The organism is Limibacter armeniacum, assembly GCF_036880985.1.
GTDB classification, from domain to species: Bacteria; Bacteroidota; Bacteroidia; order Cytophagales; family Flammeovirgaceae; genus Limibacter; species Limibacter armeniacum.
Genome location: NZ_JBAJNO010000001.1, coordinates 156,270 through 175,066, shown reverse-complemented (window position 1 = coordinate 175,066; position 18,797 = coordinate 156,270). Strand labels below are relative to the sequence as shown.

9 protein-coding genes are annotated in these 18,797 nt (G+C 44.1%); 7 read left to right on the top strand and 2 right to left on the bottom strand.

The window, feature by feature from the left end; genetic code table 11:
- Window positions 1-114: 114 nt before the first annotated feature.
- The 5 genes from V6R21_RS00600 (at window position 115) to V6R21_RS00580 (ending at window position 12,052) form a co-directional block, all read left to right on the top strand.
- Complete coding sequence (locus tag V6R21_RS00600; protein ID WP_334239918.1) at window positions 115-1,434, top strand: acetylxylan esterase; 1,320 nt, start codon at window positions 115-117, stop codon at window positions 1,432-1,434.
- 102 nt (window positions 1,435-1,536) lie between these two features.
- A complete protein-coding gene (locus V6R21_RS00595) occupies window positions 1,537-4,251 on the top strand; it encodes a GH116 family glycosyl hydrolase (RefSeq protein ID WP_334239916.1) in 2,715 nt (904 codons plus the stop codon).
- A gap of 14 nt (window positions 4,252-4,265) precedes the next feature.
- Complete coding sequence (locus V6R21_RS00590) at window positions 4,266-5,651, top strand: glycosyl hydrolase family 28 protein (protein ID WP_334239914.1); 1,386 nt, start codon at window positions 4,266-4,268, stop codon at window positions 5,649-5,651.
- On the top strand, window positions 5,626-6,945 hold the full coding sequence (locus V6R21_RS00585; protein ID WP_334239912.1) for a right-handed parallel beta-helix repeat-containing protein: 1,320 nt from the start codon (window positions 5,626-5,628) through the stop codon (window positions 6,943-6,945). Before V6R21_RS00590 ends, V6R21_RS00585 begins: the two co-directional genes overlap by 26 nt.
- Window positions 6,946-7,123: 178 nt before the next feature.
- Window positions 7,124-12,052: a hybrid sensor histidine kinase/response regulator transcription factor gene (locus tag V6R21_RS00580; RefSeq protein ID WP_334239911.1), complete on the top strand. Its 4,929-nt coding sequence runs from the start codon at window positions 7,124-7,126 to the stop codon at window positions 12,050-12,052.
- A 63-nt stretch (window positions 12,053-12,115) separates the two neighbouring features.
- On the opposite strand, the gene V6R21_RS00575 is transcribed toward V6R21_RS00580, so the two are convergent.
- Both V6R21_RS00575 and V6R21_RS00570 read right to left on the bottom strand, forming a co-directional pair.
- Window positions 12,116-13,555: a glycoside hydrolase family 28 protein gene (locus V6R21_RS00575; protein WP_334239909.1), complete on the bottom strand. Its 1,440-nt coding sequence runs from the start codon at window positions 13,553-13,555 to the stop codon at window positions 12,116-12,118.
- 184 nt (window positions 13,556-13,739) lie between these two features.
- Window positions 13,740-14,981 (bottom strand): glycoside hydrolase family 88 protein, encoded by a 1,242-nt coding sequence (locus V6R21_RS00570; protein ID WP_334239908.1) that lies wholly within the window; start codon window positions 14,979-14,981, stop codon window positions 13,740-13,742.
- Window positions 14,982-15,292: 311 nt separating this feature from the next.
- Here V6R21_RS00570 and V6R21_RS00565 point away from each other — a divergent pair, with 311 nt between their 5' ends.
- Together V6R21_RS00565 and V6R21_RS00560 are read left to right on the top strand one after the other, a co-directional pair.
- The gene (locus V6R21_RS00565) at window positions 15,293-16,507 is read left to right on the top strand and encodes a glycoside hydrolase family 130 protein (protein WP_334239905.1); all 1,215 of its coding nucleotides are present in this window, start codon (window positions 15,293-15,295) and stop codon (window positions 16,505-16,507) included.
- 79 nt (window positions 16,508-16,586) lie between these two features.
- Window positions 16,587-18,533 carry a glycoside hydrolase family 97 protein gene (locus V6R21_RS00560; protein ID WP_334239903.1) on the top strand — a complete coding sequence of 649 codons (1,947 nt, stop codon included), beginning with the start codon at window positions 16,587-16,589 and terminating at the stop codon, window positions 18,531-18,533.
- Window positions 18,534-18,797 lie beyond the last annotated feature (264 nt).

The following is an 18,797-nucleotide window of genomic DNA, read 5'->3' as shown; positions in this document are numbered from 1 at the left end:
AATCTAGGAGTAAGGGTGATCAAGGGTTGTCTGGGTGATAGGCAATGCTTGTATCACCCTCATCTTATGATTCTTGCAATGGCTATCATTTTTTCCAGTTCAATTCTTTAGACCATGTACAGACTAAGAAAGTATTTCTTCTTACTGGCTATTATCTTAAGCTTTTATGCCGCTTATGCACAGCCCTCCAAGAAGCTGATTGAAGTAATCGTCACGCCTGACCGAAATGATTGGCAGTATCAGCTAGGTGAACGGGCTGACTTTCAGGTAATGATCCTGAAAAACGGGCAGCCGCTTAAAAATATTGAGATAACTTATGAGATTGGGCACGAACAGATGCCCCCTGTTATCAAGTCAACCCGAAATTTATCCAGAGAAAAAAATCTTATCAAGGGAGTCAGTATGAAAGCGCCCGGCTTTGTCCGTTGCCATGTCAATGTGGTGTATGAGGGAAAAACTTATACGGGCTGGGGTACGGCAGGATTTGAGCCGGAACGGATTGAGGCTACAATCCAATTGCCTTTAGATTTTGAGCAGTTCTGGGAGCAGGCAAAACAGCAGCTTTCAGAAGTGCCTATGGATGCCGAAATGACCCTGATGCCTGAGCTGTGCACTTCCAAAATCAATGTTTACCATGTCAGCTTGCAGAACATCAGCATGCCTTATTCATGGATGGGGAAAAGCCGTTTTTATGGCATGCTTTCCGTTCCCAAGAAGAAAGGGAGTTATCCGGCTATACTGGCAGTGCCAGGCGCAGGAGTCAGGCCATACGGTCGGGATGACCGCGCAGCTGAAGGCGTAATTGTTTTCAGGGTGGGCATCCATGGTATTCCCGTCAATATGGAACCCTATGTGTATGATGCTTTGGCAACTGGCGCACTGTCTGATTATTACCTGAGCAGGCTGGATAATCGGGACGAATATTATTACAAACGTGTATATCTGGGTTGCGTAAGGGCAGTAGATTTTATTTGCTCCTTGGAGCAGTATGACGGGGAAAATCTGGCAGTAACAGGAGGAAGTCAGGGAGGAGCATTGTCTATTGTTGCGGCAGGATTGGATAGCCGTATCAAGTATTTGGCGGCTTTTTATCCAGCCTTGTGTGACCTTACTGGCTATACGGCAGGAAGGGCAGGTGGATGGCCTCACATGTTCAGGGAATATGATGAAGAAAAACACCCTGAATGGCAAAATACTGCCATGTATTATGATGTGGTAAACTTTGCTAGAACCTTGACTGTACCGGGTTGGTATTCATGGGGATATAACGATAATGTATGTCCACCAACTTCGATGTTTGCAGCTTACAATCTGATCAGTTCCCAGAAAGAATTTCATCCATTTTTCGAGACCGGACATTGGACATTCCCTGAACAGCACCAGATCGCTACCAATTGGCTTTTTGAAAAACTGGAAATAGGTGCAGTGAAGTGATCTTTCAGAAATGGGTAAGGGCATATATGAATTTCATTTTTAAAGAAAGCAAAAACGAAAAAGGTAGCCGGTTGTGTGTTGCCGACCAAATCAGATAAGACAATGATACATCAATTTATATATAGGGGATCACTACTCACTTTTGTGATGCTGCTGGCTTTTGCTGTTTCATCTTTTGCACAGCAACAGAAACAGCCGGTGAAAGAAACCTATACAGCAAAAGACAGGGTAAGAAGTGGCGTAGCATTGGGAGGCATCGGTACGGGCAGTATAGAATTGCGCAAGGACGGAAACTTCCACAATTGGTCTATCTTTAATAACTATCCGCTGGGGGCTGGTCCAATCATTGACTTGCCACAGCGCCCGATGAGTGCTGACCATAACTCATTTCTTTATTTTGTAGTACGTTACCAGCTGGAAGGGGAGCAACCTAGAATCAAGCTGCTGCAGCTCAATGATGCGTCAGTGGAAGGTGGGTTGTTAAATGAAGCGCCCATCTATTATTTTCCCTGGCTATCCAATGTGGAATCAATCGAGTATGCAGGCAGGTTCCCTTATGTCAATATGAAATTCACGGACAGTGAAATGCCTTTTGATATTCATCTGAAAGCACAGTCTCCCTTTATTCCGCATGATGTAGATAACTCCAGTCTTCCGGCCATATATTTTGATTTTGATATCGTATCCAAATCGGATAAACCAGTAGAAGTAGAAGTGATCGGAACACTGCGAAATCTAGTTGCTTATGATGTAGGCGAAAAGTATTTCACAGCTCATATTGAAGAGAAAGAGGGCTACAAATATTTTGTGCAGGGTGCCGGTGGTGTTGATACAGATCATATCTCCTATGGTAATACCGCTCTGGGGGCTTTGGGAGGAGAGGAAGTTAGCTATTATTTGGGATGGGCACACCGCCACCCTTACTATGAGAAAATGTTGGTCAATAGCCAGCTCGGCAATATCAATGATGTAGAAAATAGAAACACCACCACACCAGAAGGGAAGAAGATTGTCTGGATGTCCAAGGACGACAACAACCAGCTATGCAAAAGTTCGATTGCGGTTACCAAGACAGTAGAGCCGGGTGTAAAAGCAACTGCCAACTTCTTTATGAATTGGTACTTTCCTAATGCTTATGGAGCGGTGCTTTACAAGGCGAAAAAGAACAACACCCTGCTGGAAAATGAGAAAGGCTACGTCGTGAGGTTTAAGCCCACGGAAAAAGTGGGGCATTATTACGAAAACCTCTTCGAATCAGTGGATGAGGTAGTAGATTACATAGTGACCCAAAGAGCAGAACTTACCCGCAAGACCAATGCGTTTGTAGCCGATTTTTACAAAACCGATGAGGAACAATACATCCTTGATCAGGTCAACTCACACCTGAACACCTTTGTGACTTCCAGCCAGTTTGACAAAAGTGGCAGGTTTGGTATACGGGAAGGCATGACAAGCAATGAGTCTTGGGGACCCAACATTACTACTGATGTTTCCTTGTACGGGTCAGTACCGATTATCCAATTGTTCCCCGATCTGCATAAGGCATCGATGAAAGCACACAGGGCGCTCCAGTCAGCACATGGTGAAATCAATCATGGCATTGGGTATGATCTGGGTAAAACCCAGAACGGAACTTTCGGCGTGTACGAGCGGGTGGATCTGGCGCCCAACTATATACAGCTAGTGCTGAGAGATTACCTGTTTACCAATGATACGGCCTATCTCAAAGAAATGTGGCCTTCAGTTCAGCTTGCCATAGACTATGTGTTGAAGGATAAGGACAAGGATGGCGATTTGGTACCTGATATGCACGGCATTATGTGCAGCTATGACAACTTCCCGATGTATGGACTGTCTTCCTACATCCTGACACAATGGGTAACCGCAATGGAGATGGCGGCTATTGCTGCAGAAGATATGGGAGAAAAAACCGCAGCCCGTCGCTACCGTAACATTGCCAAAAAAGGCGTGAAGCTGATGAACAAGGAACTGTGGAACGGCGAGTATTTCCGCCTTTCCAATGATTACAAAGGAAAAAAAGGAGAAGATGAGGGATGCCTGACAGACCAGCTTTTCGGGCAATGGGTAGCCCATACGGTTGGTATCGGCAGGCTGTATGACAAAGATAAAATCCATTCCTCCATGGAATCCATCCTGAAGCTGTCTTTTATTGAAAAGGATTACCTGCGCAACTGCACATGGCCAGAACATCCGTTATTCTATCCGCTGCATGAGACAGATTTATGGGTAGATCAGGCTAATACACCTTGGACAGGTGTTGAACTGGCATTTGCCTCATTCCTGATTTATGAAGGAAAAGTGAAAGAAGGAAAGCAGGTCATCAAGGCAGTGGATGACCGTTACCGAAAGGCCGGACTTTATTGGGATCATCAGGAGTTTGGAGGACACTATTTCAGACCGATGTCCTCTTGGGCAATTCTCAATGCCCTGAGCGGTTTCACTTTGGTGAAAGACGGCTATACATTTTCTCCTAAAACAGAAGAGGATTCGTTTACTTACTTCTTTAGTGCCAATACCGGAACAGGGCACTTTGAAAAGGATGAGAAAGGCATATCGGTTATAGCTCAATCAGGCGCTTTGAGAATACTTTCCTTGACCCTTCCAGAACAGTTATGGCAGGATCGTATGCAGCCTGTACTGAAGAATGGAGAGGAAGCAATCAAGGTGAAGAAATGGGAGCATCATATGGAAGAAGGTGCTTGGACGGCTGTATTTGACAAGGCTGTCATACTTAAAAAAGGTGAGGTCCTGTTGATCAATTCAGAGAAGTTATCTACTTCCAAGGTTGATCAGTAATAAGCTTAAAACAGATGACAGTGAATTCATTACGTAGTTGGGTAACCATGCTCTTATACCTATGGGGAATCAATGCATGGGCAAAGCCGGCAGAAGTAAGCGTATACCGTTACCATGCGCAAGCCCCTGAAGATACGGATTATGAGGTATGGGTAGACGGTCAAAAGCTGTTTGTTTATGATATGCCGATTGCGGGTATGGCTTCGTTCGGAGCAACAGAACAAGTCATAGTTCGGATCAAGCCAAAATTGGCATTTGAACAGGTGGTGATCAGACCGACTTCCTTAGGCATCGTACCGGAAATAGAAAAGGGTGAAGTCAGGTTTAGCATACCTGCCGACACCAAAGTATCTGTTGAATTTGATAACCGGATCTACAATCCGCTGTATGTTTTTTCACAAACGCCTGTACAGCATCAGGAAGCGGATTTGGTGTTCGAGGCGGGTAAGCATTACCGAATCGGTAAAAAAAGAGTCAAGTCAGGACAGCGTGTATGGATACAGGCAGGCAGTGTTGTGGAAGGCTTCTTTGTGATAGAAGATGTGGAAAATACACACATATTCGGACATGGCATTATCGATAACCGTCACTTGAGCAGGGAAGAGGGCTACTATGGATTTGGATGGATAAATGCACGCCATTCTACTTTTGAGCATGTCCACCTGATTGGGAACCCCAGATGGAGCACCGCTTACTTTGGCTGTGATAGCCTGACGGTTAATGATGTGCGTATTATTGGTTGGCGTCCTTCGGATGATGGGGTAGACCTTGTAGGCTCCACCAATATGGTGATGAGTAATGCATTTATCAGGACAAAAGATGACTGTATCGCTATCAAAGCTTCAACCTATTTGCCTATCAAACCAGCACCGGATAATGTTCCTTTCAGAACAGACAAAATGGTAGGGTGCAAACAGGTGAAAAATATTCGAATTGAGCAATGCATCCTGTGGAATGCCGATTGGGGCAATGCCATTGAGATTGGGTTTGAAACTAGGGCAGATGTGATGGAGGATATCAGAGTTGAAAATTGTGACATTATCCATGTGGAAGGAAATGGAGGGGCTTTCAGTATTCACAATGGGGATAGGGCTACAGTACGGAATATTTATTACAAGGATATCCGGATTGAAGGAGCCAAAGGGTTTCTCTGCCATTTCCAGATTTTGCATTCCCATTATTCCAAAGATTCGGAAAGGGGAAGAGGCGAGAACATCATACTTGAAAATATCTCAGTGCTAGACGGCTATCACTTAAATTCCATCATTACAGGACTGGATACTGTACATCAGTACAAGAATATACGATTCAAGAACCTATCCATGCAGGGGCGTAAGGTACGCTCCGTTCGGGACGGAAATATTTATACAGAATATGCACAGAATATCAGTTTTGAGTAAGCAATATAAGATTGCTTGCTGGTTGCCGCTATTCATCCTGCTGACCAGTTGTCTGACAAGGAAAGAAGACAAAGTAGTGTCAGAAAATATACTGACCGATTACTACAGGGTGAAAGTAAGTGGTGGGGTAGTTCCGGTTTATCATACCCGTCCAGGTGCCTTGACATTGGTTACGCTTGACAGTATGCCGGTGACGGTTTCAGTAGATAATCGTGCAGCTGTTGAAAAAGTGGAGTTTATTCCTGCTGATGCGGTCAAAAAGGTGAATATGAAGGATGATGTCGTCACTTTTGAGGTGGAGTCGGAGAAGAACTTTTTTGTTAAGATCAATGACAATTATGTCTATCCGCTGATGGTCTCGATAAGTAAAGTGCAACAGGCAGTAGGTAATGAGATCAGGTATGGAAAGGGTATGCATGAGGTCGGAAAACTTTACCTGAAATCAGGACAAACCTTGATGCTGGAGGAAGGAGCTTATTTGAAAGGTTGTATCGTAGTAGAGGGTGTAAAAGATGTCCTGATTATGGGAAGTGGTATTATAAATGGAACGGCTAATTCCTCATCTGACCAACAACCGAGTATTCTGGTTCGCCAATCGGAAAATATTCAGATAGAAGGTATCAGCAGCATAGATCCAAGTGGAGTCGGAATCCAGATTGAGGAAAGCAAAGGAGTGTCTATTGAAAACGTGAAACTGTTGGGCAACCGTGAACTTCGGATGAGTGATGACGGCATCAATATATTTGGCAGTACTGATGTGCAGGTGTCCAATGTGATAAGCAACACCCGAAATAACAGTATTGCATTTATGCATCGGAGTGGATCACCCCAAACAGAGACGAAACATGTACGGATTCGTGATTGTATTTTCTGGAAGGGGGATTATGGCAATGTGATGGAGATTGGCTATCAGGCAAGAGGGATTCGACTAAACGATGTTATTCTAGAGCGAATTGAGGTGGCGCATAGTTTGGCGGGAGCCATTGTGGGAATATCGGCAAAGGAAAGCAAACTAAAAGGAGTACATTTTAGAAAGATCAATATCCACGACAGCCGGTTTATGAACTTTGATATCAAGCTGGATAGTACTTCCGAATTGGACGATCTGCTACTGGAAGATGTCCATTACAATGGAATGGATGCAGCCTATTCAGATTTTCAGTTGGATGTCCATCAAGCCGATCAGGTGATGTTGAAAGGATATCATTATCAGGATAGAAAAGTCAATAATCCGGCGGATGCTTATATCAGGTATATGGATCATGATATCAGGATAATTGATCATCGTTTGTAGTGATTTTAGGATTTAAAAAAATACCAGCAAAACGGTCTGGTATTTTTTTTCGCAAAACATCTTAATTGTATAAATTACATTTTATTTAGTGTTTTTCCCTTAAACTAGAAGAAGAACTAACAGGTGACTTTTTGATCTTTAAATAGCTACTTCTAAACCTGAACTAACGCTGTACAATATGAAAATGAGAATTACCCTTACTGTACTGTGCTTTTTCCTCGCTATATGCATAGGATACAGCCAAAACTCCAGATTTGAAACCATAGGTAGAGAGGAAGGACTTTCCCACTCCATTATTAACAATATTGTACAAGACAGGACAGGTTATCTGTGGTTTGGTACTCAGGATGGCTTGGTACGCTATGATGGCTATAACTTCAGAACTTTTCGACCTGTTTCAGGTGATAGTAATTCCATCTATGACTCTTGGCTCACAGACCTGTTTGTTGATTCCAGAAATAGGATATGGAGCAGGTTTGAAAGTGGTGGACTGAGTGTATACAATCCATTGACGGAAGATTTTGTCCATCTCCTACATGAAGAGGGAAATCCTAAATCGATTTCCAGTGATATCATGCCTTCCAAAGAAGTGATAGGGCACAAGCAGGCTATTTTGGAAGACAGTAAAGGCTTTATCTGGATTGCCACTGTGGATGGATTGAATAAAGTATCTCCTGATACCTACGAAGTAACAAGGTATAGTGAAGGGCTTGAGATGAATAGTGGACTGACCGGTTCTATGATCTCTGCCATTTACTTTGACCAGGAAACAGAGATGCTTTGGGTGGGCACCAATCAGGGACTTAACCGGATTAATCTGAAGACCAATGCAGTCAGGCACTATACGACAGACTCAGGTCTGACAGATAACTATATCAAATCTATATTAAAAGATAGGCACAATACTCTATGGATTGGTGGTAGAAGAGCGGGTATCATGAGATGTGATTTGGATGTGTCCCAAAATATCAAATCAGTGCAGTCATTGCTGAATCGAGAAGACCTTCCCTATCAGGAAAGGAGCCAAACAGTATACAAACTGCTGGAGAGTAAAAGTGGCGATATATGGGCTGGTATGCAGAATGGTTTGTACTGCATTTCAATAAATGGAAAGCAAGTGCGTCGGCTTACTTCAGACAAGCATGTACCCATGATTACGAATGTGATTGAAGACTTTAAGGGAGATATTTGGGCTGGTGGTGCCAATGCAAGTAACGGATTGTTCCATTATTCTTACAATCAGGATAAGCTAAAGGAATATAAACAGAGTCATAAGAATCTGCATGGTTATTCCTACAACATCATTAATGACCTGATGGTAGATCGCAGTGGAGTACTTTGGGTGGGTACAGGAAAAGGAGGGTTAATACGATATAATATTGTTTCCAAGGGCTTCGCTTCTTACAGTGAACCACAATTCAAGGCAGTATCTGAAGCTGAAGATGAGGTTTATTCAATTTATGTGGATCAGCATGATCAGGTATATGTCGGAACCAAAACAGCATTGGCGGTTTTTGACAGCAGCTTTACCTTGATCCATAAATACTATTCAAAGACAGAAAAAGGCAGTGTCATAGGTGCTTTGGTACCCGTACCCCATTCTGATCAGCTTTGGGTAGGATACTTCGAAGGTAAAGTGGGTAGGTTTAATCCAAAAACAGAAGTATTCCAGTATTTCAACGAAAATAGCGATGATCCTTCCAAAGGTTTTACGGGATGGTCGCTCAGGGATATTTTGGTAAGCAGGGACAGAAAGCGCACCTATTTTGCAACCATGTCAAGTGGTTTGATTGTGAAAGAAAATCAGCAGGCAGGTTTCCACTCCTATCACACAGGTTATGAAGGCGTACAGTTTAATACAGGTGCAATCCTTAACCTGATGGAGGATGAAAGGGGACGGATTTGGATGGGAACCAGCAATCAGGGTATTATTATTTTTGACCCCACATCCAAGCAGGTAAGTGAGTTGAAACATATTGACAAGCTAAAGAGCAGTATCTCCCACAATGAAGTAAGAACCATTCACCAATCAAATAACGGTACTGTATGGATTGGTACGCGCTATGGTTTGAATTCCTATGATCCAGCAAGCGAAATAATTAAACAGTATTATGTGGAGGATGGGCTACCATCTAATATCATTCACGGCATATTGGAGGATGACCATGGCAATATTTGGTTGAGTACGAATATGGGCATTTCAAAATTCTCTCCTTCCACACAAAAGTTCACTAATTTCCTAAAAGAGGACGGGTTGCAAGGTAATGAGTTTAATGAGTGTGCTTATTTCAAGGATCGGCATGGCTATATGTATTTTGGAGGTGTCAATGGTGTTACTCGTTTTCATCCGGACAGTATCAGAAAAGATGATTCAGCTCCTCATGTCATACTGAGTGGATTGGTGGTCAACCAACAGAAAGTGGAGCCTGGAGATATGGTGAATTCAATGCTTTTATTGGAAAAAAGTATTCAGGAGACAGAGACATTGACGTTAAACCATATGCTGAACAGCTTCTCGGTGTCTTTCTCGACCCTGGATTTCAGGGTGCCGAAAAAACACAGTTTCCGCTATCGCCTGCTGGGACTTGAAAAGGATTGGCAATACAATAAGCAAGGGGAGTACACTGCCACTTATGGGTGGTTACCAATCGGCGAATATATACTGGAAGTGCAGGCAAGTAATATAGACGGAGACTGGTCAGGTTATACCAAGCAGCTGAATGTAGTGGTACTGCCTCCATGGTGGAAATCAATCTGGTTCAGAATATTGGCCTTGATGCTTATCATTACAGTAGCGCTTACGGTTGTCATACTGAATATCAGGAGACTTCACTCCCAAAGAAAGCTTTTAGAGCAGACAGTAAAAGAGCGAACCCACGAACTGGTTTCTTTAAACGAGGAGCTGGAGACTCAGCAGGAGCAGATGATCAGCAAGAATAAACTATTGGAGCAAAACCAGCAGGAGCTAGAGCAACAGCAACGCAATATTCAGCTGCTCAGTAAGATGGGACAAAAAATCACCTCCACTGTGGAGTTGCAGGACGTGTTTACCCAAATTTATGCCATTGTCAGTGAACTGATGGACATCAATGAACTGATGGTGGGAGCAATTGACGAGCAGCACCATAACCTCGATATCTGGGGCATCAAGTCAGGTGAGGAGGATTTTACTTATGATCAGATACCGTTGGAGGCAAAAGACAGGCTGTCGGTAAAGGTAGTCCGTAATAGAAGCGCTATCATCAGCAATAACCTGACGGAAACCAGCCAGACCGTATTGGAAACTCCCCACCCTAAATATTCGGATAAGGAAGGGCCTAAGTCAGGCATTTATCTGCCGCTGACAGGACAGGGAGGGAAAGTAAAAGGCGTAATTGTTGCTTTTTCCTATATGATGGATGCCTATGGAGAAAAAGAGGTTGCCATTCTTGAAAACTTGGCTTCTTATGTATCTATCGCAATGGACAATGCCAATGCGTATGAACAGATTAAGTTGCAGTCTGCCCAATTGATGCAGGTGGACAAGATCAAGTCAGATTTTTATGCCAATGTTTCCCATGAGTTCCGGACACCACTTACCTTGATCAAAGGACCTACGCAGGAGCTGATGAAATCGGGAAAAAGATCGGCAGAAGAACTGAAACTCATCAATATCATCAACCGGAATACCCAGATTCTTTTGAGTCTGGTGGAGCAGATCATGGAACTTTCCAGAATAGATGGCGGTGCCATGAAAGTGAGCATCAAACACAACTGTCTTTCTGATCAATTGAAAACCATTGGAGAATCGTTTAAGCATTTGGCCGTTCAGAAAAGTATCAGACTTAATATTGAAATACCGAGCAAGTTGGTTAGAGGGCATTATGATTACGACATTCTTAACAAGGTTAGCTACAACCTGCTTAACAATGCCATTAAATATACCCAACAGGGAGGTGCTGTTTCATTCAAGGTGGCCTATGAGATGGAAGGGGTCAGACTGGTGGTCAGTGACAATGGGAAAGGAATTCCGAAAGAGGACCTTCAGCATATCTTTGACAGGTTTTATCGTGGATCACTCACCAATGAGCATCAGGAAACAGGGGCAGGCATTGGCTTGGCACTGGTACATCAGCTATTGGAGATGGTAGATGGAAGTATAGAGGCGGAGAGCCGGTATTTCCGGGAGTATATGGACGAAAGTGGGACTACTTTCCGTGTCTGGATACCAGTCAAATCCATGGAGCTGAGTGAGCAGAAAAATTACTTTGACCCTCAGTTTGATAATGTACTGTCAAATACACCATCTCCGTCTGCTGTTACTCAAAAGATGGATCGGGCCAATGAACTGCTGAAAACCAAGATACTGGTTGTCGAGGATAACCGTGAGTTGCGGGAATTTCTGGAAGGTAAACTTGGAGAGATTTACTATGTTATTTCTGCTGAAAATGGAAAAGAAGCATTGGAAATAGCCAGAGAGGAGCAGCCATACCTGATTCTGTCGGATGTGATGATGCCGGTTATGAATGGAATAGAACTCTGTGCCACGCTGAAACAGGACATGGCTACCAGTCATATTCCGGTGATTCTGATCACGGCAAAAGATGCGGAAAAAGATCAGATGGAAGGACTTCGGGCAGGCGCAAGCGACTATATCGTCAAGCCTTTCAATACAGAAGAGGTAATGGTAAAAGCCAATAATATTCTAGAGAAAAGGATAAAGCTTATAGAGCATTTTAGGGGTAGTGTATGGACAGGTATTCAAGATCTTGGTAACGAGCTAAGTCCACAAGATCAGAAGTTTCTTGCTCAGGTAAAAGATATTATCGAGCAGCAGATAGATGATCCAACATTGGATATAGATTTCTTCTGCTCTGAATTGGGTGTCAGCCGCACTTGGCTATACAACAAAATGAAAGCACTGCTTGATATGTCTATGAATGAGTTTATTCGTAACAGCAGGTTGAAATATGGTGCAAAATTGCTTTTAAATGAAAAAATGACGGTATCTCAGGCTGCCTACGCAGTAGGGTACAATGATCCGAAGTATTTTACTAGGTGTTTTAAGAAAGAGTTTGGGATAGGGCCAAAAGCCTATGTACAGCAAAGCGTATTAGAAGTGAAATAGAAATACAAACAGGAAAGGTCGGCATTCAATAGCCGACCTTTTTTCATGCTACAAGTATTGGATTTATTCAGCGTTGATGCTGACAATATCCTTGCTCACAAGATTATGGTAGTTTTGTAGCATTTCATTAGTTCGCAGGTTGATCACATCATCAAAGTGTGCAACAGGTCTGGGATCGCCCTGTGCAGGAGAAAAGTTGAGAAATTGCAACTGAACGTTTCGGGCGTGGCGAAGGTAAATGCCTGTCGCTGGCAAATTTGTTCCATACATTTTAGGGTAAGGATAACCTTGGGAATTTTCCGGAACCGTTGCTTCAAGATCCTGAAGGGAGCCTGCCTGTGCAAAGCCGAACGTGGATTGACTGATAGAAATATTCTCTACATAGTGTTCTGGATAGCCTGTGATACTGATGGGTACTGGACCGCAATTGGTGGCCGTAATGTCAGCGTACCGGATATTGCGGATGATGCCTGGCGTAATAGGCACATCCTTGTATTCCTCATGCGTGACCCTATGGCGGTTGCCGAGCCTGACAAATATCGGGGTCATCATGCCATCCATCACAATATTGTCAAAAGAGATATTCTCCACCTTGGCACCGTCTACACTGATCACGGATAAGCCCGTAATGCCATTCCGGTAGCCCAGTCCATGCACCACCTCTTCGGAGCGGGTGGTTCTCAATACGCAGTTGGAAACCGCAATACGTCTGAACGACCCGAAAGAACCGGTTCCCAGCTTGATATAGGAAGCCGTGGAGCTGACAATACAGTTGGCAATCGTGACATCCTCACAGCCTTTGGGAGCTTCTGACTTCAGGCTGATGGCGTCATCGGAGGCGTCCACGGTGCAGTCCGAGATATGGACCCGGTGACAGTCCACGATATCAATTCCGTCGTTGTTGGTATTGGCATGGTTAAAGATTTCCAGCCCGTGTAGGCGTACATTATCACAAAGGTAGGTGCGCAACATCCAAAAAGCGGATTGCTTCAGGGTCAGGCCCTCAACCTTGATATTGTTCGACTTGCGGAAGTAAATGCCATAAGGGCGCTTGCTGCCGTTGGCTTCCAGCATCGGGAATGCCTGATGGTGATCGCCAGAAGGATAGATGGTGCCATCTCCTCTCAAAACAACGTTCTCGATTTCATCGCCAAATATAAAAGCCCTGCGCGACATGGTATACCCGCCGCTTTGGCTCAGGTCCGCATTGCTTTTGATCTCAGGGAAAAGCTTCAGGTCGGGCATCGCCTGCCAGACTGCTCCGTTCTGCAACTCGATGGTAAGGTTGCTTTTCAAATGAATCATACCGGTCATAAAAGTGCCGGCAGGAAATATAAGGGTTTTCTTTTGGTTGCTGGCAGCCTCAATAGCTCGCTGTACAGCTTGTGTATTATCTGTCTTGCCATCGCCTACAGCGCCGTATTCCAGAATACTGAGTGACTGTGTATGTCCCAGCAGTGGTATCAGTAAGAAGCACGCAATACTTATCAGTTGTTTTATCATCTTCCTTTGTTTTAGGTTCTAAATCTTTGTCAAGATGTAGCTTTGAGGTAGAAGAGGGGGAGGTGGAATCATTTAAAGAAGTGCATTTATCACCAAGACACCTGTAAGAAACAAGCATCATAAAAAAAGGTATCCCCCATACCTTGACAAGGGGAATACCTGAGGTCGACTTGTTGGAGCGCCGTTACTGCACAGCGGATTTGAATTGGAAAGCCCCTTCGATCTGCATAAATCGCAAAAGCGCTTCCACATAATAATAATCGGCATAGCTAAGGGGCACATCCACTTCACTGCCTTTGGGGTAGGCGCCCACTGAGTGCTGCAATATAAAACCGCCGTTCTTTTCCACACTCCCCTGATATTTCTCAGAAGAAAGCGATGCCAGCATCTTGGTAGCGGCCAAATAGTACCGGCCGGAATCTGCCTCCTCAATTTGCTGTGATAATTCCAGTAACGCTGAAGCCATCACAGCTGCCGCAGAAGCATCCCTCGGCGCATTGGGGATATCAGGTGTATCAAAGTCCCAGTAAGGAATCATATCTTCAGGCATATTGGGATGGGTAAGCAGGAAATCTGCCACTTTCCTAGCTTGCTGCAGAAAAGCATCGTTGTGAGTTTCCCGGTACATCATCGTATACCCATACAGTGCCCAAGCCTGTCCACGTGCCCAAGCGGAAGCATCAGCATATCCCTGATTGGTGTGCTTGTGCAGAACTTTTCCAGAAACTGAATCATAGTCAATCACATGGAATGTACTGAAATCGTCTCTGAAGTGATGTACAAGGGTTGTATTGGCATGGCTGACGGCAATTTCTGCCAACTGCTGGTCCGGTTGCTGATCAGAAGTCCACATCAGCAACTCCAGATTCATCATATTATCTATAATCACCGGATACTGCCATTTGACTTCTCTAGGACCGGTCCAGTCCCATGATCTGATCGCTTTCACTTTGGGAGAATACCTGCTTGCCAATGTCTGGGCGCCTGTAATCAGTACTTCTTTGTAGTGAGCATCCTGCGTGATACGATAGCCGTTTCCAAAGCTGCAGAAAAGCATAAAACCCAGATCGTGGGTGTTGTTCAGGTGTTGGATTGGTTCTATCAAGGCAGTACTTCTTATGGCTTCCTCTTTTAGTTTTGGCTCATTGGTATATTCATACAGGTACCATAATGTACCGGGATAGAATCCGCTGCACCACCATTCCGCATTGCTGGTGACCAGCTTGCCATCTTCAAAGGTTCTTGGGAAAGTTGAGTCAGGAAGAGCCTGCATCAGATGCTGATATTGCCGAGTGGCATTTTGCAGGGCAGCATCGGCGGAAGCTACCGAAAAGTAAGACATCTCTTTGCCCCCCCCAACCTTGTGGCATCCGGATATCAATACCAGCACAATGTATACAATACTGAAAAAAGGGTGAATTCTCATATTTGTGGTCAATGTGAACTTTGAAAAAGACCGGCAGAGACTTTTCTGCCGGTCATGCCTTTAATACGCCAGGAAGCAGAACCGATTGCGAAACTTCCAGCAAGTCGAAAAAATGTTTACTAGCTTTTACTTTCCGCAAATAAGGGAATAACTCTTTCTGCAGGAGGATTTTTTCGTTCAGCTTTAGTGGACTTTTAATCATATTCCTCGTGATGATTTTTCCTGATAATCGGATGATAGGTGGGAATCTCAACACCATGAGCTTTCTACATTGCCTCAATTAAAATCGATTAAGGCTTAAATGTAGACAGATGAGTGATTTCAAACTTAGGATAGATCAGATCTATACGGATTATACAAACCTGATTGAACAGGGTAATGAAGAGGCTGATGACAGCACCGGTTTTCTGACCCGCTACAGGTATCCGGTTTTTACAGCCGCCCATATCCCTCCGCACTGGAGATACGACCTGGAAGAGACATCCAATCCGTATCTGGCTCAGCGAATGGGAATCAATGCTGTTTTCAATCCGGGTGCCATTTTATGGAATGGCACAACATTGCTGGTCATGAGAGTGGAGGGATGGGACAGGAAATCGTTTTTTGCCATAGCCGAAAGTACTTCCGGCATGGATAAGTTCAAGGTATGGGACGAACCTATCCTTTTGCCACAAACGGAGAACCCGGATACCAACGTCTATGATATGAGGTTGACAGCCCACGAAGACGGCTATGTATACGGCACTTTCTGTACAGAGCGGAAAGACCCGGCTGGACCTGCAGGGGATGAGTCGTCGGCAGTGGCGGCATGCGGTATTATCAGGAGCAAAGATCTGAAGAGTTGGGAACGTTTGCCGGACCTGATCACCTACTCAGGGCAGCAGCGGAATGTGGTCCTTCATCCCGAATTTGTCGATGGGCAGTATGCGCTTTACACACGTCCGCAGGATGGATTCATTGATACCGGGAAGGGCGGCGGAATTGGTTTCGGGCTGACTGAAAGTATGGAAAGAGCCGAAGTGAAAGAGGAAACCATTCTGGACCCGAAGGTTTACCACACGGTCAAGGAATTGAAAAACGGGCAAGGTCCCACGCCTATCAAGACGGAAAAAGGCTGGCTGCATCTGGCACATGGCGTCAGAAATACAGCAGCGGGACTCCGTTATACGCTTTACATGTTTGTGACATCCCTTGACGATCCATCAAAGGTGATTGCCCGTCCTGGGGGATATTTCTTGGCACCGGAAGGCGCTGAGAGAGTGGGAGATGTAAGCAATGTTCTGTTTGTCAATGGGTGGGTAGAACATCCTGATGGTACAGTGTTGATCTACTACGCCTCTTCCGATACACGCATACATGTGGCAAAATCTAGTGTCGGACAATTACTGGATTACTGTTTCAATACACCGGAAGATGCGCTCACTAGCCATGCAAGTGTTGCACAACGGCTTGAACTGATCAGGAAAAACAGGACTATGATGGAAGAGATGGAATACAAGAACGCTAACCAGACCTTTATTGGATAGGCAATAGTTGATGCAGCTGATCTGAAAAGATGGGCTTTGATCATTTTAAAATTTAGTAACTCAAATATAAAAATATACAATGCGAATTCGATTGATAGGACTGCTGATTCTGATAGTAATGGGATGTGATACCATCAGAAAGCAAGAAACGTGGGTACTGTCTAATCCCGACCATCCACTTAGATTTGAGCTGCACATAGAGAATGGACAACTGAAATATTGGGTAAAGCAGGAGGGGCAGGTGGTGATAGATACCTCGCGGTTAGGTGTCATCAGAAACGATGCTGACCTGAGTCAAAACCTGTCTTTTGTTGCCAAAACTGAGGCGGTCGCCTTTACGGATGATTTTACACTTCCGACCGGAAAACAGCGAAAGGTTAATAAACAGGGTATTCGTCAGTCATTTACGTTTGAAAATGCTTTAGGGAACCAACTTACCATCACCTGTCAGTTATATGAGGATGGCTTGGCCTTGCGACAGGAATTTCCTGAACGTTCTGATCAGGAAGTGATCATCGAAAAAGACCTGATGACTTTTAACCTTTCAGCAGGCGGAAGGGCATGGCTGCAACCGTATGATGAGGTGACCAAATGGGAGCCTGCATACGAAGAGTTTTATAAGGAAGTCGTAATTGGAACAGACTCACCTTATGGACATGGCTGGTGTTTCCCTGCATTGTTCAAAATGCCTTCCAGTTGGGTGCTGTTGAGCGAGTCAGGTATTGACGGAGATTATGCAGGCAGCCACTTGGATCATCAGGCAAAAGAGGGAATTTACGCATTAAGATGGCCAGAAAGCGATGAGTACATGGGGCTTTACAGCCAAAAACCTGTATTGACACTGCCTGGACACACAAGCTGGAAAACTATAGCCCTTGGCAAAAATCTGGATACAATTATCCAGTCTGACCTTGTTAAGCAGGTAGCTCGGAAATCCAGCATGAAACAGACGGCATGGATTAAGCCGGGCGTTGCTTCTTGGAGTTGGCTTTCAGATCATGATAGTCCGCTCTCTTTTGAAAAATTGAAATCCTTTGTGGATCTGGCTGCGGAAATGGATTGGGAATATTCCTTGGTGGATGCCAACTGGATTCATATGAAAGGAGGAAATATCAGGGAACTGATTGAGTATGCCAACGCCAAAAAGGTGGGCCTGCTGTTGTGGTACAACTCGGGAGGCAAACACAATACAATCATTGAAGCACCGCGTGATATAGTCAGTGACAAAGAAAAGCGGAAGACGGAATTTGCTAGGCTGCAGGAATGGGGAATTAAAGGAGTGAAGGTGGATTTTTTCCAAAGTGATAAGCCTGAAATGATGAAACTATACAAGGAAATTCTGGAAGACGCTGCTACCTATGAACTGATGGTCAATTTTCATGGTTGTACCATTCCTCGGGGTTGGTCAAAAACCTATCCGCATTTGATGACCATGGAAGCGGTGAAAGGAGCAGAGACCTATACATTCAGTAATGATTATGCTCGTTATGCGCCAATTGCAAACACCATTCTTCCTTTTACCAGAAATGTAGTGGGGGGAATGGATTATACGCCAGTATTGCTTTCAGATCAATATGTTCACATCACTACAAAAGGACACGAATTGGCATTAACCGTTTTATTTGAATCTGGTATTCTGCATATGGCAGATAAAATAAATGGTTTCGAAAAACAGCCTGAAGAAGTGAAGCAGTTGTTGCGTGACCTGCCTACTGCATGGGATGAGGTAAAGCTGCTGCAGGGGTATCCAGGTAAAGAAGTGGTAATAGCACGGAGAGAAGCAAACACTTGGTACGTAGGAGGAATAAATGGAGAGGGAATGGAAAAAGAATGGTCTATTGATCTTTCATTTATAGAACAGGATGTGGAATGGTTGGTAGTGCAGGATGACGAAAACCAAAAAATGCTCAGGACCCAACATGATGTGGCAGATAAAAAGGTTAGCATCAAGTGTCCGCCTTATGGAGGATTTATTATTCAGGCAAAACTGGTATCCGACTCAACTGAAGAGCTGGCGATACAGTAAAGGGATATTTAAGTGTCAGAAGTGTACATATAATCAGAATGAAATATTGATGAAAGGAGGCTTAGGTCTCCTTTTATTGTTTGTTGGCAAAGACCAAGGCTAAAAGGAAGTTTATGTGTTACTTGTTTTGATTATAAGAGGATTTTTATATGATTATTTTAAGAATAATTATATTATAACCCTATACAAATATCAAAAAAAGAGGAAAAATCATTTGTCCAACTTTTGTGAAATCCTGTACCCTCTCTGTAGAAAGGGTATAGA